General features: G+C 61.6%; 17 protein-coding genes. 11 read left to right on the top strand and 6 right to left on the bottom strand.

Features of this window, described 5'->3' with window-relative positions:
- Positions 1 to 10: 10 nt before the first annotated feature.
- On the bottom strand, positions 11 to 1,291 hold the full coding sequence (locus J3P81_RS10920; protein WP_434563717.1) for a serine/threonine transporter: 1,281 nt from the start codon (positions 1,289 to 1,291) through the stop codon (positions 11 to 13).
- Positions 1,292 to 1,577: 286 nt separating this feature from the next.
- On the opposite strand from J3P81_RS10920, the gene J3P81_RS10915 reads away from it, so the two are divergent.
- The 4 genes from J3P81_RS10915 to J3P81_RS10900 all read left to right on the top strand — a co-directional run bounded on the left by J3P81_RS10915 (position 1,578) and on the right by J3P81_RS10900 (position 5,888).
- A complete protein-coding gene (locus J3P81_RS10915) occupies positions 1,578 to 2,543 on the top strand; it encodes a 2-hydroxyacid dehydrogenase (protein ID WP_434563715.1) in 966 nt (321 codons plus the stop codon).
- Positions 2,544 to 2,688: 145 nt separating this feature from the next.
- The gene (locus tag J3P81_RS10910) at positions 2,689 to 3,756 is read left to right on the top strand and encodes a phosphotransferase family protein (protein WP_434563713.1); all 1,068 of its coding nucleotides are present in this window, start codon (positions 2,689 to 2,691) and stop codon (positions 3,754 to 3,756) included.
- A gap of 24 nt (positions 3,757 to 3,780) precedes the next feature.
- Entirely contained in the window at positions 3,781 to 4,548 is a 768-nt protein-coding gene (locus J3P81_RS10905; protein WP_003180553.1) for an SDR family oxidoreductase, read from the top strand.
- 230 nt (positions 4,549 to 4,778) lie between these two features.
- Positions 4,779 to 5,888, top strand: a complete 1,110-nt coding sequence (locus J3P81_RS10900; RefSeq protein WP_434563711.1) for a Gfo/Idh/MocA family protein — start codon at positions 4,779 to 4,781, stop codon at positions 5,886 to 5,888.
- Positions 5,889 to 6,041: 153 nt separating this feature from the next.
- On the opposite strand, the gene J3P81_RS10895 is transcribed toward J3P81_RS10900, so the two are convergent.
- Both J3P81_RS10895 and J3P81_RS10890 read right to left on the bottom strand, forming a co-directional pair.
- Complete coding sequence (locus tag J3P81_RS10895) at positions 6,042 to 7,484, bottom strand: FAD/NAD(P)-binding protein (protein WP_434563709.1); 1,443 nt, start codon at positions 7,482 to 7,484, stop codon at positions 6,042 to 6,044.
- A 15-nt stretch (positions 7,485 to 7,499) separates the two neighbouring features.
- Positions 7,500 to 8,063, bottom strand: coding sequence for a helix-turn-helix domain-containing protein (locus J3P81_RS10890; protein WP_420766583.1), 564 nt, complete (start codon positions 8,061 to 8,063; stop codon positions 7,500 to 7,502).
- On the opposite strand from J3P81_RS10890, the gene J3P81_RS10885 reads away from it, so the two are divergent.
- The gene (locus tag J3P81_RS10885; RefSeq protein ID WP_434563707.1) at positions 8,058 to 9,080 is read left to right on the top strand and encodes a DMT family transporter; all 1,023 of its coding nucleotides are present in this window, start codon (positions 8,058 to 8,060) and stop codon (positions 9,078 to 9,080) included. The two genes, J3P81_RS10890 and J3P81_RS10885, sit on opposite strands and share 6 nt — an antisense overlap.
- 24 nt (positions 9,081 to 9,104) lie before the next feature.
- Here the strand turns inward: J3P81_RS10885 and J3P81_RS10880 are convergent, their stop codons facing one another.
- The 3 genes from J3P81_RS10880 to J3P81_RS10870 form a co-directional block, all read right to left on the bottom strand.
- A complete protein-coding gene (locus tag J3P81_RS10880) occupies positions 9,105 to 10,949 on the bottom strand; it encodes a bacteriocin immunity protein (RefSeq protein WP_434563705.1) in 1,845 nt (614 codons plus the stop codon).
- 84 nt (positions 10,950 to 11,033) lie between these two features.
- On the bottom strand, positions 11,034 to 11,309 hold the full coding sequence (locus tag J3P81_RS10875; RefSeq protein WP_434563703.1) for a bacteriocin immunity protein: 276 nt from the start codon (positions 11,307 to 11,309) through the stop codon (positions 11,034 to 11,036).
- A gap of 5 nt (positions 11,310 to 11,314) precedes the next feature.
- A complete protein-coding gene (locus J3P81_RS10870; RefSeq protein WP_434563701.1) occupies positions 11,315 to 12,232 on the bottom strand; it encodes a hypothetical protein in 918 nt (305 codons plus the stop codon).
- A gap of 251 nt (positions 12,233 to 12,483) precedes the next feature.
- On the opposite strand from J3P81_RS10870, the gene J3P81_RS10865 reads away from it, so the two are divergent.
- The 6 genes from J3P81_RS10865 to J3P81_RS10840 are packed head-to-tail and all read left to right on the top strand — an operon-like array spanning position 12,484 to position 18,556.
- Positions 12,484 to 15,408, top strand: a complete 2,925-nt coding sequence (locus J3P81_RS10865) for a monovalent cation/H+ antiporter subunit A (protein ID WP_434563699.1) — start codon at positions 12,484 to 12,486, stop codon at positions 15,406 to 15,408.
- Positions 15,408 to 15,752: a Na+/H+ antiporter subunit C gene (locus J3P81_RS10860; protein ID WP_005789164.1), complete on the top strand. Its 345-nt coding sequence runs from the start codon at positions 15,408 to 15,410 to the stop codon at positions 15,750 to 15,752. The genes J3P81_RS10865 and J3P81_RS10860 overlap by 1 nt, the downstream gene beginning before the upstream one ends.
- Positions 15,749 to 17,434, top strand: a complete 1,686-nt coding sequence (locus J3P81_RS10855) for a monovalent cation/H+ antiporter subunit D (RefSeq protein ID WP_434563697.1) — start codon at positions 15,749 to 15,751, stop codon at positions 17,432 to 17,434. The genes J3P81_RS10860 and J3P81_RS10855 overlap by 4 nt, the downstream gene beginning before the upstream one ends.
- Complete coding sequence (locus tag J3P81_RS10850) at positions 17,434 to 17,922, top strand: Na+/H+ antiporter subunit E (RefSeq protein WP_420766635.1); 489 nt, start codon at positions 17,434 to 17,436, stop codon at positions 17,920 to 17,922. Before J3P81_RS10855 ends, J3P81_RS10850 begins: the two co-directional genes overlap by 1 nt.
- Positions 17,919 to 18,197, top strand: a complete 279-nt coding sequence (locus tag J3P81_RS10845) for a K+/H+ antiporter subunit F (RefSeq protein ID WP_420766590.1) — start codon at positions 17,919 to 17,921, stop codon at positions 18,195 to 18,197. The genes J3P81_RS10850 and J3P81_RS10845 overlap by 4 nt, the downstream gene beginning before the upstream one ends.
- Positions 18,194 to 18,556, top strand: coding sequence for a Na+/H+ antiporter subunit G (locus J3P81_RS10840; protein ID WP_420766591.1), 363 nt, complete (start codon positions 18,194 to 18,196; stop codon positions 18,554 to 18,556). Before J3P81_RS10845 ends, J3P81_RS10840 begins: the two co-directional genes overlap by 4 nt.
- Positions 18,557 to 18,585 lie beyond the last annotated feature (29 nt).

Below are 18,585 nucleotides of genomic sequence, written 5' to 3'. Positions count from 1 at the left end.
CAAAAAAAGGTCAGGCCAAGAGGGAATAGACCAACGCAGTAATCGCCACCAAACCCACCGCTACCACAAAAACATTCGACGCTTGTCCGCGATAGCGAGCCATGGCCGGGACCTTGCGGATGGCGTACATCGGCATCAGGAACAGAATTGCCGCGATCACCGGGCCGCCCAGGGTTTCGATCATGCCCAGGATGCTTGGGTTGAGAGTGGCGACAACCCAACACACCACCAGCATGAACGCTGCCGTGAGGCGGTCCAGGGTCTTGGGGGCTGGGCGGCGGCCGCTCTTGACGATCAAGCCCTTGAGGCCTTCGCTGGCGCCGATGTAATGCCCGAGGAAGGATTTGGCGATCGCCACGAAAGCAATCAACGGCGCCGCGAAGGCGATGGTCGGGTTGCTGAAGTGGTTGGCCAGGTACGACAGGATCGACAGGTTCTGCGCCTTGGCCTCGGCCAGTTGTGCCGGGGACAGGGTCAGCACGCAGCTGAACACGAAGAACAGCACCATTACGACCATCAGCACATGGGCGCGCGACAGGATTTGCGCACTGCGCTTTTCAGCGTCATTGCCGTAGCGGCGTTTCTGGTCCACTGCGAATGCCGAGATGATCGGCGAATGGTTGAATGAGAACACCATCACCGGAATCGCCAGCCACAAGGTATGCAGCAACGCCGAAGGCTGCGGCACCGTCGACGCCGTGCTCAGGATCCCGCCGTTCCAATGGGGCACCAGGAACACCGCCAGAAACAACAGCGCCACGATAAAGGGATAGACCATCAGGCTCATGGCCTTGACGATGACCTGCTCGCCGCAGCGGACCACGGCCAGCAGGCCGAGGATGAGCATCAGCGACAACAAGGCCCGGGGCGGCGGCTGCACGTGCAGCTGGTGTTCCAGAAAACTGCCGACCGTGTTGGTCAGCGCCACGCTGTAGATCAGCAAGATCGGGAAGATGGCGAAGAAGTACAACAGCGTGATCAGCGCACCGGCCTTGATACCGAAATGCTCTCCCACCACCTCGGTGATGTCCGCGCCGTCGCGGCCGGACAATACAAAACGGGTCAAGCCCCGATGCGCATAGAACGTCATGGGGAACGCCAGCACCGCCAGCACCAGCAGCGGCCAGAAACCGCCAAGGCCGGCATTGATCGGTAAGAACAGCGTGCCGGCACCAATGGCGGTGCCAAACAGGCCCAGCATCCAGGTCGTGTCTTGGCGACTCCATTGGCTGAGGGTGGCTGGGGCTGTCGTTTCAAAGCGCTCTTCGACGCTGTTGGCCTGATCATTCATCCGGTCGGGTCTCCGCTTTCCGGTCACATGCACCCGGCCGGGACGAGTCGGAAAAACCCGACAGGCAGCGCCCCTGGCCGAAACAGGGGCGCGATTGTCCGGGATTAACGTGCAGAAGCAAAGACTTAGCTGAGGAGCGGTTCTGCGGAGCAGCGTTTTCCAGTTCGCCCCCACAAGAACAGCGCAGCAGGACAAATGATCATAAAAAAGCCCAGGCCATCCCTCCCGCCGGCTCCTACAATCAGGTTGAATATCGATGATCGAAAAGCGCCTACAGGAGCCCAGCATGACCGCAACCGTTCTGGTACTGGTTGAAACCGTCAACGAATACCTGCCAATCCTGGAGCGCCAGGGTTATCACTTGGAATTGGCGCCCACGCCCGCCGAACGCAAGACAGCGATTTTCGAACACGGCGACCGATTCAGCGCGGTGTTGACCCGTGGCCCCCTCGGTTTGACGGCTGAAGAAATGACGGCTTTGCCAAACCTCAGGATCATCTGTGTAATCGGCGCCGGTTATGAGCAAGTGGACCTGCAAGCCGCCAGCGAGCGAGGCATCGTCGTCACCAACGGTGCCGGGGTCAGTGCCTCCTCGGTGGCCGACCATGCCATGGCGTTGTTGCTGGCGTTGGTGCGCGATGTGCCTCGATCCGACGCGGCCCTGCGCCGTGGCGAGTGGCCGCGAACCATGCGCCCTTCCCTCGCGGGCAAGCACCTGGGCATCCTGGGGCTCGGCGCCGTGGGCATGGCCATTGCCAAGCGGGCCGCCCTAGGTTTCGACATGAAGGTCAGCTACCACAACCGTCGCGTGCGCAGCGATGTTCCCTACGCCTTCTGCGCCACCCCCACCGAGCTCGCCAGGGTGTCGGATTTCCTGATTGTCGCCACGCCCGGAGGCCTGGACACCCGCCAATTGATCAACAAGCAAGCCCTCGATGCCCTGGGGCCCCACGGTTTCTTGGTGAATATCGCCCGGGCCAGCGTGGTCGCCACGACCGAACTCATCAGCGCCCTTGAACACCGGCGAATTGCCGGGGCTGCGCTGGATGTGTTCGATCACGAGCCCGAAGTGCCTGACGCCCTGAAACACTTGCCCAATGTCGTGCTCACGCCTCACGTGGCCGGCCTGTCGCCGGAAGCGACACACGCCACGGTGGAGTTGGTGGGTGAGAACCTGAACGCGTTCTTTTCCGGCAAGCCGGTGCTGACGCCAGTGCAGCTACCCGATGCGCAGGCTTGCGTTGACCGGTAGGCCAGACGCAACCACGGCTCATCAAATCCGCTGATCACCCAGCAACACGCTAACCTATAAGACCCCGGCGTGCTTGTGACGGCTGTCGCACGCCATTAGATTAGCCAATGATCGATGGCCTCCAAAATAAGCAGAAGGGATAAGCATGGCAGTTACTGATCAGTCCACCCGCGTGCGCGACGGTGAAGAACTCGATGCCAACCTGATCGACCCGTACCTCAAGGCCCACATTCCTGGCTTGACCGGCACGCCGGTGATCAGCCAGTTTCCCGGTGGCGCGTCAAACCTGACGTACCTGCTCGAATACCCCGAACAGGAGTTCGTCCTGCGCCGGCCCCCGTTCGGTCACAAGGCCAAATCGGCCCACGACATGGGCCGTGAGTTCCGCATCCTCAATCAATTGCGTGAAGGTTTTCCGTACTGCCCGAAAGCCTACGTCCATTGCACCGACGAGTCGGTGATGGGCGCCGAGTTTTACGTGATGGAGCGGGTCAAGGGCATCATTTTGCGCTCCGAGCTGCCACCGGAACTGGGCTTCGACGCCGCCCGCACCGAAGCATTGTGCAAGAGCTTCATCGACCGGCTTGTCGAGCTGCACCGCGTCGACTACACCGCTTGCGGCCTGGCCGACCTGGGCAAGCCCGAGGGCTACGTGGCCCGGCAGATCCGTGGTTGGAGCGACCGCTACGACAAGGCCTTGACGCCCGATGCTCCGAAATGGGAGACGGTCAAGGCCTGGCTCAACGACAAGATGCCCGCCGATCATCCAACATCGAGCATCGTCCACAACGACTACCGCTTCGACAATGTCATCCTGGACCCGGACAACCCGATGCAGATCATCGGCGTGCTGGATTGGGAACTGACCACCCTCGGCGATCCGTTGATGGACCTGGGCAACAGCCTCGCGTACTGGATCGAAGCCGGTGATCCGGCGCCCGTGCAACTGATGCGGCGCCAGCCAAGCCACGCGCCGGGCATGCTGACCCGCCGTGAGTTCGTCGATTACTACGCCGAACGCGCCGGGATTCGCATCGAAAACTTCGACTTCTACTACACCTATGGACTGTTCCGCCTGGCCGGTATCGTCCAGCAGATCTACTACCGCTTTTTCCATGGCCAGACCCAGGACAAACGCTTCGCGCAGTTCGTTCAGATGAACAAGCTGCTGGAGCAGATGAGCCTGCAAGTCATCAGCAAATCCACGCTCTGAGCGCACCTATAACAAGGAAACAGCATGTCCAAGACCCAGTTGTTCGACCTCGACGGTAAGATCGCTTTCGTTTCCGGCGCCAGCCGCGGCATCGGCGAAGCCATCGCCAAACTGCTGGCCCAGCAAGGCGCCCACGTGATCGTCTCCAGCCGCAAGCTCGATGGTTGCCAGCATGTCGCTGACGCCATCATCGCTGCCGGCGGCAAGGCCACCGCCATTGCCTGTCACATTGGTGAAATGGAGCAGATCAGCCAGGTGTTCGCCGGCATCCGCGAACAGTTCGGGCGTCTGGATATCCTGGTGAATAACGCCGCCACCAACCCGCAATTCTGCAACGTGCTGGACACCGACCTGGGCGCGTTCCAGAAAACCGTGGACGTGAACATTCGCGGCTATTTCTTCATGTCGGTGGAGGCCGGCAAGCTGATGCGCGAAAACGGTGGCGGCAGCATCATCAACGTGGCGTCGATCAACGGCATTTCCCCGGGAATCTTTCAGGGCATCTACTCGGTCACCAAGGCCGCGGTGATCAACATGACCAAGGTCTTCGCCAAGGAATGCGCGCAGTTCGGCATCCGCTGCAACGCCCTCCTGCCGGGCCTGACCGATACCAAATTTGCCTCGGCGCTGGTCAAGAACGACGCCATCCTCAAAACCGCCCTGGCGCAGATTCCCCTCAAGCGCGTGGCCGACCCGAGCGAAATGGCCGGCGCGGTGTTGTACCTGGCGAGCGATGCGTCGAGCTATACCACGGGCGTGGCGTTGAATGTGGATGGCGGGTTCCTTTCCTGACAACGAGCCGCGAGGCAGACCTTTGGAATTCCTGTGGGAGCGAGCTTGCTCGCGATAGCGTTGCATCAGGCACAACAGTACCGGCTGATCCACCGCAATCGCGAGCAAGCTCGCTCCCACAAGGGATGCTGAGCGGCAGCAGAATGAATATTTATTCCAGCATTTGCAATTAGCGAATATTTATTCCATAAAGAGCTCTCCTGAAAATAAAAATTCAAAGGGCTCTTCTCATGCGTGAACTCGGCATCGGTCTGATTGGCACCGGCTTCATGGGCCGTGCCCATGCCTTGGCGTTCCACAATGCCAAGGCGGTGTTCGACCTCCCCTTGAACCTGAAACTGGCGGCCCTGGCCGACGCCGATCCGCAGCGTGCCCGGCAATGCGCCCAGAGCTGGGGGTTCGAGACGGCTCACAGTGACTGGCAACGGCTGATCGACGACCCGAAGGTTCATTTGGTCGCCATCACCACGCCCAATCATTTGCACTTTCCGATGGCCATGGCCGCGTTGGCGGCGGGCAAGCCGGTCTATTGTGAAAAGCCGTTGGCGGTATCCCTGGAACAGGCCGAGCAGATGCGCCAGGCAGCCAAGGCGGCTGGCGTGGTGACGCGGGTCGGCTACAACTACCAGCACAACCCGATCATCCAACTGGCGCGGGGGATGATCCAGCGCGGAGAGCTTGGACAGATCATCAGTTTCCAGGGCGAATTCAGCGAAGATTTCATGGCCGACCCGGCCTCGCCCTGGTCGTGGCGCTGCGAGGCCGCGCATGCCGGTGGCGCGCTGGCGGACCTGGGCAGCCATCTCCTGGCGATGGCGCGGCATTTGTTGGGCGAGGTAGAGGCTGTGTGTGCCGACAGCCAAACCGTGCACAAACAGCGTCCTGCCAAGGTTGGCAGCACCGAACAACGCGCGATCGCGGTGGATGACCAGGTCAATGCACTGCTGCGCTTTGCCAGCGGCGCCCGGGGCACGGTGAGCAGCAGTTGGCTCAAGCACGGCTGCAAGAATCACCTGAGCTTCGAAATCAGCGGCACACTCGGCACGCTGGCGTTCGACCAGGAAAGGCTGAACGAGCTGCGGGTGTGCCGCGCCGGCCAGGCGGGTTTCCAGCGACTGCTGGCCGGCCCGGATCTACCCGGCTATGCCGCGTTCAGCCCTGCCGCCGGGCACCAGCTGGGCTACAACGAACTGAAGACGTTGGAGGTGCAGGAGTTGATCATGGCGCTGGCAGGTGAAGGTGGCAGCGGGACGGATTTCGAAGAGGCCTGGGAAGTGGAGCGGCTGGCGGCGGCGATTCGCGTGGCGGCGAGTGAGGAGCGTTGGGTGCAAGTGCGGTAGCAATGAAACACGCTTCTGTGGCGAGGGAGCTTGCTCCCGCTGGGTTGCGCAGCAACCCCAAAGAAGTCGGAGGTAGTTGACCTGACACACCGAGGTGAATGGTTTTAAGGCTACTTCGTAGCCCAGCGGGAGCAAGCTCCCTCGCCACAGGATTCAACGCTGGGCTTGGAGTTCAGCTAACCGCCCCGCCAGTGCCTTGGCCTGGCTCGCCACGTCGGTGACCGCCGTGCTTTCCCACCACATCCCTCGCAATGGCGGGCCCATCGCGAACAGGCGGCTGGCCGGTTCGCTTCGGGCGTCCAGCACCGCACCATCGGCACGGGCGGCAATCCCCAGCGCCAACGGACCGGGCTGGATCAGCCCCCGGGCCAGCAGCTGTTGGGGCAATGGCCGCGCGACCCGACGCCAGTCGTATTCGATGCCGCTGGAGTTGATCAAGGCGGCGCCCTGCACCACTTCCAGCGCCGCCTCGCCCCGTCGACGAATATTGATTGCTACCGATCCGTCGCAAGAAGATACAAGCCCCTTGTACGACGCCGCCTGGATCCGCAACCGTCCCTCCCCGTGCAGACGCGCCACCAGTTCCGCGCTCAACGGAGGCGAGCGATGGTGATGGCTTTCCCACCAAGGTCGCACATGCCGCACAAACTGTCGGCGCTGCACATCGCTGGCCTGACTCCACAAACGCCCGATATGGGCACGCACCGTGTCCAGCGGGGCCTGCCAATCGATGCCCTGGGCTTGGGCCAAGCGGCATTGCCCACGCAGCGCGCGCATCAACTGGCGTGGCGAACGCAGGCTGTGATCATCGGCGAGAAAGTCCACCCAGGCCGGTGGCTGCCGACGTACATGGGGCAACAAACCGTGACGGGAAAATACTTCGATAGGCCCGCGATGCCCGGCCTGTTCCAGCGATACCACGGCATCGACCATGGTCAATCCCGAACCGATGATCATGACCGTCGCTAGCGGATCAAGCTGGCGCATCGCAGCCACGTCCCACGGATCAAGCGCCGCGGCGTTCAAGCCGCTCGACTCGGTCTGCGGGGTTCGTGCCGCGGGGAACATGCCGGTGGCGAGCACGGCAAAGCGTCCTTGCAATACTTGGCCATCGCCGAGCGTCACTTGCACGGCATCATCGATGACCCGCAAATCGACGGCCTCCCCGCGCACATGCTCCGCCACCGATCCATGGCGCGCGCCCAACGCACGAGCCTCGGCCAGACGCTGTTGCACATACAGGCCGAACATCCCCCGCGGAGGAAACAACTCGCTGACCGGCACATGTTGCTGATCGGACTCAGGCCAACCACCGGCCACGATGAACGCAGCGAGCCATTGCGTGAGATCATCGGCATTGTCCGGGGCGACGCTCATGCGTGCCGCATTGCCATTGAGGGTGTGGCCCAGTTCCACGGCGCTGTAGGCCTCGCCCCGGCCCAACTCGCTGCGCGGCTCGACAATCAATACCTCGCGCCGGCCCGGCAGCCGCAGCAGTTGCGCCGCCAACAGGGTTCCGCTCAGGCCGCCGCCGATAATCAGGATATCGGCCTGGCGGGCGGTGCCGATAACAGATTGCTCCAGCGCTGTGTCCATACCGCTCTCCAGGAGTCAAATCACCACGTTGCGGACGAATCTCACCGCCACCGGACCATCGTTGCGATAAGCATGGGGCTGGTTGCTGGCAAACATGAAAAACTCGCCGGCCCCGACTCGACGTTCTTCGCTGCCCAACAACAATGTCAGGCAGCCCTCGAATACGTAGAGCTGTTCGCTCCAACCGTCCGCGTCGGGTTCTGAATGGTAATGCTCGCCGGGTTCCAGGCGCCATTCCCAAAGCTCCACCTCTCGGTTGGCGGTGGCCTTGGCCAATAAGATGGCTTTGCTGCCGGGAATCACACCGGCCCAGGCCAGCTCATTGATCCGGCTCGGATCGCGGGCGTCAGGCGCCTGGATGAGGTCGCTGAAAGCCACGTCCAAGGCTTCGGCAACGCGGTCCAGGGTGGTCAGGCTGACATTCTTTTCGCCCGCTTCGATGGCAACCAGCATCCGCCGGCTAACACCGGACAATTCGGCCAGCGCCGTCTGGCTGAGCTGCGCGGCATGCCGCAGGCGGCGGACGTTCTGGCTGACGTGTTGCAGGACGGACGCCCGCTGGCCATTTTCTTTGTGCACTATATTGCTCATCTGCCGGGGTTGCGCATTATACTGCCCAACTTCGGGCGCATTGTGCGTCCGCCTCAAGTAGTGCGCAAGGTCATGGCATCGGTGAACTCCCCGCAAACTTCCTCCCATCTGCCCAGGTTCAGCAAGGCCGAATGCGTGCTCGTACTGATCACCATGATCTGGGGCGGCACGTTCCTGCTGGTGCAACACGCCATGACGGTCAGCGGACCGATGTTCTTCGTGGGCCTGCGCTTTGCCGCCGCGGCGGCGTTTGTCGCGCTGTTCTCGTGGCGCCACTTGCGTGACCTGACCCTGTTCGAGCTCAAGGCCGGGGCCTTCATCGGAGTGGCGATCATGCTCGGCTACGGCCTGCAGACCGTAGGCCTGCAAACCATTCCCAGCAGCCAATCGGCCTTTATCACCGCCCTGTATGTGCCTTTCGTGCCGCTGTTGCAATGGCTCGTGCTGGGCCGGCGGCCGGGGTTGATGCCAAGCATAGGCATCATGTTGGCGTTCACTGGGCTCATGCTGGTGTCCGGGCCGGCTGGGGCCTCGCTGAACTTCAGCCCCGGTGAAATCGCCACGCTGATCAGCGCCATCGCGATTGCGGCGGAGATCATTCTGATCAGTGCCTATGCGGGCCAGGTCGACGTACGGCGGGTAACCGTGGTGCAACTGGCAAGCACGGCGGTGCTGGCATTCCTCATGGTGGTGCCGACGCAAGAGGTCATCCCAGGCTTTTCCTGGCTGTTGCTGATCAGCGCGGTGGGCCTGGGCGCCGCCAGCGCAGCGATCCAGGTGGCGATGAACTGGGCGCAGAAAAGCGTCTCGCCGACCCGCGCCACGCTTATCTATGCCGGCGAACCGGTATGGGCCGGCATCGCCGGGCGCCTGGCGGGTGAGCGGCTGCCGGCGATTGCGTTACTTGGGGCGGGCTTGATCGTGGCGGCGGTGATCGTCAGCGAGTTGAAAACGCGGAACAAAGGTGTCGTAGAGGCGGATGAAGCGCTTGAGCGCGAGGGCTGACCATCATGCGTCAGCCCTCGGGTTTCAGTAGCGAATAATCAGATTATCGAGATCGTAGACCCCACCGCCCTGCGTGATGTCGACGCGGTGCAGAATGCGCAGCGAACGATGATCGTCGGGCTGCTCGCTGCGGGGCGCTGAACCGTTGAGCAGTAACACCCTATTTTCGATATTGAATTGTGCATTCAAGGTTGGTACGGCCGCAACGGCCCTCCAGAATGCACGTTTGAACAGATCGAAACGCTCGAAAACTTGCCCGCGCAATGAATCGGCGACTGACGCAGGGACCGACGCTCCCTGGCTGCTCAAGGCTTGCGTTCGCCAATCGTCAGCCTCCGCGTGCCCTTCTCCACTGACGACACCTGGACAATCCCGACGGTCATTGAATAGCACATAGACCGGCTCAAGCCCTGACTCCCGCGGAAACACCACCACATAATCATCGAATCGCACCTCTTCGATAGATTCGAACGTGGCCAATTCGGGCACTGGCGATGACCGGACGAAACCAACGGAATCGAGCCGATCCGGTTTTGGCGCCACCGGCGCTTCCAGGCCATGGGGTACTGCCCACTCCATAACGGAGGGCTGCGGGCCATCGCTCGTGAACCGATAGGCCCTCTCGCCTTCCTGCCAGACGGCGAGCCTGACACGAACCTTCGCAGGCAAAACCCCGGCGCAGGGAGTGATAAAGACTTCGAAGAGTTCGCGTATTTCCTTTAATCCATACGACAGGCTGCCGGCCTTCACGGGAACTGTCGAGGTGCTCATTCGCAGCGGCAGTTCTACTTCGCCTTGCTGGGCGGCCAATAGTTGCCAATCAGGATCGATCAGAGAAAGCTCATTCAGCGCAACGCAGAGGCCAAAACGCACGGCCTTGGCGCGGCTGGCGAACCTGAAGTGCAGCACGCCGGCGTACTGTCCAAGATGTTCCTGCGCACCGTCGGTCAATGACCAATTGAATTCGGCGACTGCGGAACGCAGGGTCTTATGCAAGCCCACTCGTTGTACCGACATCAACGGCTGTGCGTCGCTGATCAAAAGATCCGGTCGTTCCAGGTTAGCGACGACAGACAGGCGAAACTCGCTTGGGTATCGGTCGGGAGTCCGTAGGCGCACCAGTTGCTGCCAGGCATGATCAACTAAGGCTTCGGCGTTGGTGTGGAGTTCGGCATGGCGCTGGGTATTGGCGGGCAGACGCGCCAGATAACCAGCCTGATTGGCAGTGGCCTGCTGCAAAACGGCTTGCCAGAGGGGCCTCTCCGCCTGGCTGTAGGTAAGATTTCGCTGTGCCGCGGCTTTGTCGAACTCGACACGCATTTTTTTACCTTCGAATGCACGAACCGCCATCAGCACCTCGTGCTGTGCATGTTCAACCCGACGGATACCTTTTTCCAGTGCCTCCAGCGTCGCGTTCGAATGCTGTTGGATTGGCAGATGCTGGATAGCGCTTTCAAGCAGAGAGAATGCTGAATCGACCGTTTGCTCCGCAGAGGCGATGTCCCCAGCCACTCGCTGAGCGTTCGCAAGTTCGTGCCTGGCTCTCGCCGTGTTGTGTCCAATAAGGCTCGACCCGTCGACCGGCGTGAACGGTGCTGGAAGCACACCGTCCTTGAAAGGAATGAGTCTCCTCTGGTGATACCAATGCTTGAGCTGGAAGGTGACTGCGCCTGGGGAATGAAAATCGGAGGTATCCTCCGGGTAAAACAACAGATCCGCACCATCAGGATGACCAACTATCAGATCGAAGTGTTTGATCAGTCTGTCATGCTCTTTCTTGTCCCTGCAGCCCTCCACATTCCAGATCTTGTCGACAAGAGTTTGAAACTCGGACTCGGTGTAATCTTGGAGTTTGGGTTTAAGTTCCATCTTTGGTTTTTCCTTGCTCAAGCGTGCGACGTGGATGACGCACCTGCTCGCGACGGGTCGAGCTGATGCGTACGAAACGATGATTTATTCGGGTTTGAAACCAGGTTTGTTATTGCGGGCTCGCCATTCCTTGACTTCTTTCAGGATGCCGGCGGGGCTGTCTTCCTGGCCTTCCTTTGGGTAGAAGAGAACATCTGAGCCGTCGGGGTGTTCCGTAATAAGTTCGAAATGATCAACTAGCTTGTCCAGATATCTCCCCAGTTCCTCCCCTTTAAGATCACTCGTATGATGGAATAGCTCTCCGAGGAAGGATAAAAATTCCCTCTCGGTATAATCTTCCAGCGCTTTTTTAAAGATCATTATCCTTAACCCTCCCTATGGTGCTGGATGTGGCGCCTGGGCGTAAGTACACGGATGTTGTCCACATCATATACATCCCCACCTTTTGAAATTTCAATCTCATGATGGAGCTCAAATACCTTTCGCCCTCCTACTTGCTCCTTTTTTATAGAGTATGGTGACTGGCCATTTCGCATCCTATCCAAATTGATGCCGGTAAATTGCTCACCCAACTCAACATCCACTGCCACCGCCCTCCAAAACGCCTCCCTAAACCGATGAAAGTTCGCAAACTCCCTCCCCCTCAACTGATCCGCAATCCGATCAGGAATCGCCGCCCCAGTCATTCTCGCCGCCTCCCCCAACCAAATGCCTGAAACTGGCTGCCCAAAGCCGAGGGCCATCCCGGGATCATCTCGCCGGTCATAAAACAGCGCATCCGGCGAGGGCAGATCCATATCCCCCGGATACCCAGGAATACTCGCACCGGTCTGCACTGGATCAACAGCCGGAAGCGTCTCGTTTTCCGGTAGGACGGGGATGACAGGCTTGCCGGGATAAATCTGCGAAAACGGTGGCGTGACGGGCAGCGTGGTCGGGCCAAGTTGTTCGATGCCCGGCGGAACCAAAGGCGTTCGGGTACCGTGGCCGATGGGAGGCGCCGGCCAGGGGATGACCGCTGGGACGATGCCCGGCCTGCCGAGCAGGCTGTTTGGTGTGGTGATGCTGATCCGGTCGAGGTTGAATGGATTCTCACCCAGCTCCGCACGCTCCCGATAACGCAGCTCGAATTCTCGACGCTCTCCCACCCATGTGCTTTTTGGCGCATAGGGCGCAAAGCCGCGTTCGATGCGTTTGCGGTTGAGTTCGTCTGTGTTTGCCCACAGAGCCGGATGTTCAGCGAGGGTCCGCCATAGCGCCTGGTCGAAGGCGCCGAACGACATCTCCTTTTCTGTATGGCGCAGGATGGCGATGAAGCCCTGCTCGGGTGCGGTACATACTTACCGCACCCGAGCAAGGTTCGTGTGGTACGAGTGCCTTGATACCCATGGTCGATCCCGACGACCCGGCGCTCGCAAAACGACTCCAAACAGGAAAACTTCCCCCTCCTTGTAGGATTCTGCGACACCCTTGCGGTTGGTGATCGGGAATACGCCACGTATGATCCCGAACAACCTTTGCCGAATAGAAGCCTATGTCGCTGATAGTTCTATTGCTTTTGCCCTTCGTCGGCAGCTGTGTCGCGGCGTTGCTGCCGCATAACGCGCGCAATGCCGAATCATTGCTGGCAGGTCTTGTGGCCTTGGTGGGCACCGTTCAGGTGGCTTTGTGGTACCCGCAGATCGCCGACGGCGGGGTTATCCAGGAGCAATATGCCTGGCTGCCCAGCCTGGGCCTGAATTTCGTCCTGCGCCTGGACGGCTTCGCCTGGCTGTTTTCGTTGCTGGTGCTGGGCATCGGCACGCTGGTGTCGTTGTATGCCCGCTACTACATGTCGCCGGACGATCCGGTGCCGCGGTTCTTTGCGTTTTTCCTGGCTTTCATGGGCGCGATGCTCGGGCTGGTGATTTCCGGCAACCTGATCCAGATGGTGTTCTTCTGGGAATTGACCAGCCTGTTCTCATTCCTGCTGATCGGTTACTGGCATCACCGCGCCGACGCGCGGCGCGGCGCCTATATGGCGTTGATGGTGACCGGCGCCGGCGGGCTGTGCCTGTTGGCCGGGGTGATGCTGCTTGGCCATGTGGTGGGCAGTTATGACTTGGACAAGGTCCTGGCCGCCGGCGACATGATTCGCCAGCACGCCCTCTATCCAGTCCTGTTGCCGCTGATCCTGATCGGCGCCTTGAGCAAGAGCGCCCAGTTTCCTTTCCATTTCTGGCTGCCCCACGCCATGGCCGCGCCCACGCCGGTGTCGGCGTACCTGCACTCGGCGACCATGGTCAAGGCCGGTGTTTTCCTGCTGGCACGGTTGTGGCCCTCGCTGTCGGGCAGTGAACAGTGGTTCTATATCGTCGGCGGCGCCGGGGCGTTCACATTGATGCTGGGCGCTTATTGCGCGATGTTCCAGAACGACCTCAAGGGCCTCCTTGCCTATTCGACCATCAGCCATCTGGGGCTGATTACGCTTCTGCTTGGCCTCAACAGCCCGCTGGCGGCGGTCGCGGCCGTGTTTCATATCCTCAACCACGCCACGTTCAAGGCCTCGCTGTTCATGGCCGCCGGCATCATCGACCACGAAAGTGGCACCCGGGACATCCGCAAGCTCAGCGGCCTGGTGCGGCTGATTCCGTACACCGCCACCCTGGCGATGGTTGCCAGCGCGGCGATGGCCGGGGTGCCGTTGCTCAACGGCTTCCTGTCCAAGGAAATGTTCTTCGCCGAGACCGTGTTCATTTCCGCCACGGCCTGGGTCGAGCTGGCGCTGCCGATCGTCGCCACCATCGCCGGCACGTTCAGCGTCGCCTATTCCCTGCGTTTTACCGTCGACGTGTTCTTCGGCCCCACTGCCACCGACCTGCCCCACACGCCCCATGAACCGCCGCGCTGGATGCGCGCGCCGGTTGAGCTTCTGGTGTTTACCTGCCTGTTGGTGGGCATCTTTCCGGCACAGGTGGTTGGTTCGTTGCTGGCGGCGGCGGCGCTGCCGGTGGTGGGCGGTCCGCTGCCCCAGTACAGCCTGGCGATCTGGCATGGCCTGAACGCGCCCATGATCATGAGCCTGGTGGCGATGTCGGGTGGGATCGTCCTGTACCTGCTGCTGCGCAAGCAATTCAAGCAAGGCCATATCAAGCAGCCACCGCTGATGGGGCGTCTCAGCGGCAAGCGTTTGTTCGAGCGCAGCCTGGTCCTGATGATGCGCCAGGGCCGGCGGTTGGAGCGCAAGATCAGTACCCGGCGCTTGCAGGCTCAGTTGTTCCTGCTGGTACTGGCGGCCGTAATGGCCGGGCTGATTCCGATGCTCAGCAGCACGCTGGCCTGGGGCGACCGCCCCAGGATTCCCGGCTCCGTGGTGTTCGTCACGCTGTGGGTGCTGGCCATCGCTTGCGCGTTGGGCGCTGCCTGGCAGGCCAAATATCACCGCCTCGCGGCGCTGACGATGGTCAGTGTCTGCGGCCTGATGACGTGCGTGACTTTTGTCTGGTTCTCGGCCCCGGACCTGGCCTTGACTCAACTGGTCGTGGAGGTGGTCACCACGGTGCTGATCCTGCTGGGCCTGCGCTGGTTGCCACGGCGGATCGAAGATGTATCGCCGCTGCCCAACAGCGAACGCCGCGCGCGCATCCGTCGTCTGCGGGACTTGCTGCTATCCATCGCAGTGGGCGGCGGCATGGCGTTGCTGTCCTATGCGATGCTCACGCGCCAGACACCCAACGACATTTCGTCGTTTTACCTGAGCCGGGCCTTGCCCGAAGGTGGCGGCAGCAATGTGGTAAACGTGATGCTGGTGGACTTCCGCGGCTTCGACACCCTGGGCGAAATCACCGTGCTGGTGGCGGTTGCGCTGGCGGTATTCGCCCTGCTGCGGCGCTTCCGGCCACCCAAGGAAAGCATGCAGCTCCCGGCGCAACAGCGCCTGCTGGCGCCGGACGTGGTGACCGACCTGGTCAACCCGCGTCACGCCAGCGACACCGCGCTGGGCTTCATGATGGTGCCGTCGGTGCTGGTGCGCCTGCTGTTGCCGATTGCCCTGGTGGTGTCGTTCTACCTGTTCATGCGCGGCCACAACCAACCGGGTGGCGGTTTCGTCGCCGGCCTGGTGATGTCGGTGGCGTTCATCCTCCAGTACATGGTCGCCGGCACCCAGTGGGTCGAAGCACAAATGAGCCTGCGACCGCTGCGCTGGATGGGCACGGGGCTGTTGTTCGCCACCGCGACGGGGTTGGGGGCGATGGCGGTGGGTTATCCGTTCCTGACCACTCACACCTGGCATTTCGAGTTGCCGCTGCTGGGTGACCTCCATCTGGCGAGTGCGCTGTTCTTCGACATCGGCGTCTACGCCGTGGTGGTCGGCTCCACGCTATTGATCCTTACCGCCCTGGCTCACCAGTCGGTGCGGGCCCATAAACCGGGGCTGCACGCCAAACCCGTCGCCCCCCTCAAAGGAGCCAACGCCTGATGGAAGAAGTCATCGCAATCGCAATCGGCGTATTGGCCGCCTCCGGCGTCTGGCTGGTGCTGCGGCCCCGGACCTTTCAGGTGGTCATGGGGCTTTGCCTGCTGTCCTATGGCGTCAACCTGTTCATCTTCAGCATGGGTAGCCTGTTCATCGGCAAGGAACCGATCATCAAGGACGGCGTGCCCCAGGACCTGCTGAACTACACCGATCCGCTGCCCCAGGCCCTGGTGTTGACCGCCATTGTGATCAGCTTCGCCATGACCGCGCTGTTTCTCGTCGTCTTGCTCGCGTCCCGCGGGCTGACCGGCACCGACCATGTGGACGGCCGGGAGCCCAAGGAATGATGCTGACGCCTCACTTGATCGCCGCGCCCATCCTGCTACCGCTGCTGACCGCCGCGTTGATGCTGATGCTGGGCGAGAAACATCGCCCGCTCAAAGCGCGGATCAATCTGTTTTCCAGCCTGCTGGGCCTGGGCATCGCCGTGCTGCTGTTGGACTGGACCCAGGACCAGGCATTGCCCGCGTCCTTTGGCGTGTACCTGCCGGGCAACTGGCAGGCGCCGTTCGGCATCGTGTTGGTGGTCGATCGCCTGTCGGCGCTGATGCTCGTGCTGACGGGCATCATCGGCGTCTGCGCCCTGCTGTTCGCGATGGCGCGGTGGGATCGGGCCGGCGCCAGTTTCCATGCGCTGTTCCAGATTCAGCTGATGGGCCTTTACGGCGCTTTCCTGACGGCGGACCTGTTCAATCTGTTTGTGTTTTTCGAAGTGTTACTGGCCGCGTCCTACGGCCTGATGCTCCACGGATCGGGGCGGGCCCGCGTCTCGTCGGGGCTGCATTACATCGCCATCAACTTGCTGGCGTCGTCGTTGTTCCTGATTGGCGCGGCGTTGATCTATGGCGTCACCGGCACCTTGAACATGGCCGACCTGGCCTTGAAAGTGCCCTTGGTGCCCGAAGCGGACCGCGGCCTGCTGCACGCCGGTGCCGCGATCCTGGCAGTGGCGTTCCTGGCGAAGGCTGGCATGTGGCCGCTGAATTTCTGGCTGGTGCCGGCCTACAGCGCGGCCAGCGCCCCGGTGGCGGCCTTGTTCGCGATCATGACCAAGGTGGGCGTCTACACCGTGTTGCGGTTGTGGACTCTGCTGTTCTCGGGGCAAGCCGGCGCGTCGGCGTATTTTGGCGGCAACTGGCTGGTCTACGGCGGCATGGCGACCATCGCCTGCGCGGCCATCGCCATCCTCGCGGCCCAGCGCCTGGAACGCATGGCCAGCCTGAGTATCCTGGTCTCGGCCGGCATCCTGTTGTCAGCCATCGGCTTCGCACAGCCCAACCTGATAGGCGCCGCGTTGTTTTACCTGGTGAGCTCGACCCTGGCGCTGTGCGCGCTGTTCTTGCTGGCCGAACTGATCGAGCGCTCACGCTCCGCCAATGACCTGCCGCTGGAAGATGACCTCGACACCCTGCCGCGCCCCCTGGAATCGCTGCAGCCGCCCAAGGGCATCAACCTCGATGACGAACAGAAAGCCGTGGTCGGGCAAGTGATCCCTTGGACCATGGCCTTTCTCGGTCTGAGTTTCATCGCCTGTGCACTGTTGATTGTCGGCATGCCTCCGTTGTCGGGGTTTATTGGCAAGCTGGCGCTGCTCAGCGCGCTGCTCAACCCCCAGGGCCTGGGGATGAGTGCCGACGTGCCCGTATCGGCCGCCGCCTGGGGCCTGCTGGCGCTGTTGATCCTGTCCGGGCTCGCCTCGTTGATCGCCTTTTCGCGCTTAGGTATCCAGCGCTTCTGGACACCGCAGGAACGGCCCTCCCCGCTGTTGCGGCCGTTCGAATGCCTGCCGATCCTCGCGTTACTGGGGCTGGGGATCGTCTTGACGTTCAAGGCCGAGCCATTGCTGCGCTACACCCAATCCGCCGCCGATGGGTTGAATACGCCTGAACATTATGTGATGGCGGTTTTTTCCACCCGCGCCGTCCCCAACCCTGAAGGCAACACTCGATTGCAGGCGGTGCAGCCATGATCAAGCATTTGTTTCCCGCACCGTGGCTGTCCCTGGCATTGGGGTTGCTCTGGCTGTTGTTGAACCTGTCCCTGAGTGCCGGCCACCTGCTGCTGGGCGCCGCGCTGGGTTTCCTCGCGCCACTGATGATGCGTCCGCTGCGGCCACGACCCATCCGCATCCGGCGTCCCGGGGTCATGCTGCGACTGCTCTTGCTGGTGGGATGGGACGTGCTGGTGTCCAACCTGGCCGTCGCCTGGCGCGTACTCAACGCCGGGCGCCGCCCGCCTCGCTCGCGGTTTATCAAGGTGCCGCTGGACCTGCACGACGCCAATGGGCTGGCGGTGCTTTCGATGATCACCACGGTGATTCCAGGGACGGTCTGGTCGGAGTTGGCGCTGGATCGCAGCATCCTGTTGATACACATTTTCGATCTGGAGGACGAAGGGGCGTTTATCGACCATTTCAAGGCCACCTACGAGCGTCCGCTGATGGAGATTTTCGAATGAGCGCGCTGCTGTCCAATGCGATCCTGCTGAGCCTGTTCCTGTTCTCGCTGACCATGGTGCTGACCCTGGTGCGCCTGTTCAAGGGCCCCTCGGCACAGGACCGGGTCCTGGCCCTCGACTACTTGTACATCGTCGCGATGCTGATGATGCTGGTGCTGGGCATTCGGTATGCCAGCGACACGTATTTCGAGGCGGCGCTGTTGATCGCCCTGTTCGGCTTTGTCGGCTCGTTTGCCCTGGCCAAGTTCCTGTTGCGTGGCGAGGTGATCGAATGACGGGAGAACTGTCGATGTGGGTCGAGATCCCAGTGGCGATCCTGCTGGTGCTCGGCAGTCTTTTCGCCCTGACCGGGGCGATCGGCCTGGTGCGGCTCAAGGATTATTTTCAGCGCATGCACCCGCCTGCCCTGGCTTCGACGCTGGGGGCCTGGTGCGTTGCGCTGGCCTCGATCATTTATTTCTCGGCGCTCAAGTCGGGCCCGGTGCTGCATGCCTGGCTGATACCGATCCTGCTGTCCATCACGGTGCCGGTAACGACCCTGCTGCTGGCCCGGGCGGCTTTGTTCCGCAAGCGCATGGCAGGGGACGATGTACCGGCGGAAATAAGCAGCCCCAGGACCGGGAGCGATGGCTAAGGAAGCTTGAGCCAGGCATTGTTGTGGCG

Origin of the sequence: Pseudomonas sp. R1-6, assembly GCF_051132115.1 — a bacterium.
GTDB lineage: Bacteria > Pseudomonadota > Gammaproteobacteria > Pseudomonadales > Pseudomonadaceae > Aquipseudomonas.
This window is presented reverse-complemented; position numbering and strand designations above follow the sequence as displayed.

Excerpts from the sequence above, each read along its gene's own strand:
- J3P81_RS10920 (WP_434563717.1), bottom strand. The coding sequence starts at position 1,291 with ATGAATGATCAGGCCAACAGCGTCGAAGAGCGCTTTGAAACGACAGCC.
- J3P81_RS10915 (WP_434563715.1), top strand. The coding sequence starts at position 1,578 with ATGACCGCAACCGTTCTGGTACTGGTTGAAACCGTCAACGAATACCTG.
- J3P81_RS10910 (WP_434563713.1), top strand. The coding sequence starts at position 2,689 with ATGGCAGTTACTGATCAGTCCACCCGCGTGCGCGACGGTGAAGAACTC.
- J3P81_RS10905 (WP_003180553.1), top strand. The coding sequence starts at position 3,781 with ATGTCCAAGACCCAGTTGTTCGACCTCGACGGTAAGATCGCTTTCGTT.
- J3P81_RS10900 (WP_434563711.1), top strand. The coding sequence starts at position 4,779 with ATGCGTGAACTCGGCATCGGTCTGATTGGCACCGGCTTCATGGGCCGT.
- J3P81_RS10895 (WP_434563709.1), bottom strand. The coding sequence starts at position 7,484 with ATGGACACAGCGCTGGAGCAATCTGTTATCGGCACCGCCCGCCAGGCC.
- J3P81_RS10880 (WP_434563705.1), bottom strand. The coding sequence starts at position 10,949 with ATGGAACTTAAACCCAAACTCCAAGATTACACCGAGTCCGAGTTTCAA.
- J3P81_RS10875 (WP_434563703.1), bottom strand. The coding sequence starts at position 11,309 with ATGATCTTTAAAAAAGCGCTGGAAGATTATACCGAGAGGGAATTTTTA.
- J3P81_RS10870 (WP_434563701.1), bottom strand. The coding sequence starts at position 12,232 with ATGTCGTTCGGCGCCTTCGACCAGGCGCTATGGCGGACCCTCGCTGAA.
- J3P81_RS10865 (WP_434563699.1), top strand. The coding sequence starts at position 12,484 with ATGTCGCTGATAGTTCTATTGCTTTTGCCCTTCGTCGGCAGCTGTGTC.
- J3P81_RS10860 (WP_005789164.1), top strand. The coding sequence starts at position 15,408 with ATGGAAGAAGTCATCGCAATCGCAATCGGCGTATTGGCCGCCTCCGGC.
- J3P81_RS10855 (WP_434563697.1), top strand. The coding sequence starts at position 15,749 with ATGATGCTGACGCCTCACTTGATCGCCGCGCCCATCCTGCTACCGCTG.
- J3P81_RS10845 (WP_420766590.1), top strand. The coding sequence starts at position 17,919 with ATGAGCGCGCTGCTGTCCAATGCGATCCTGCTGAGCCTGTTCCTGTTC.
- J3P81_RS10840 (WP_420766591.1), top strand. The coding sequence starts at position 18,194 with ATGACGGGAGAACTGTCGATGTGGGTCGAGATCCCAGTGGCGATCCTG.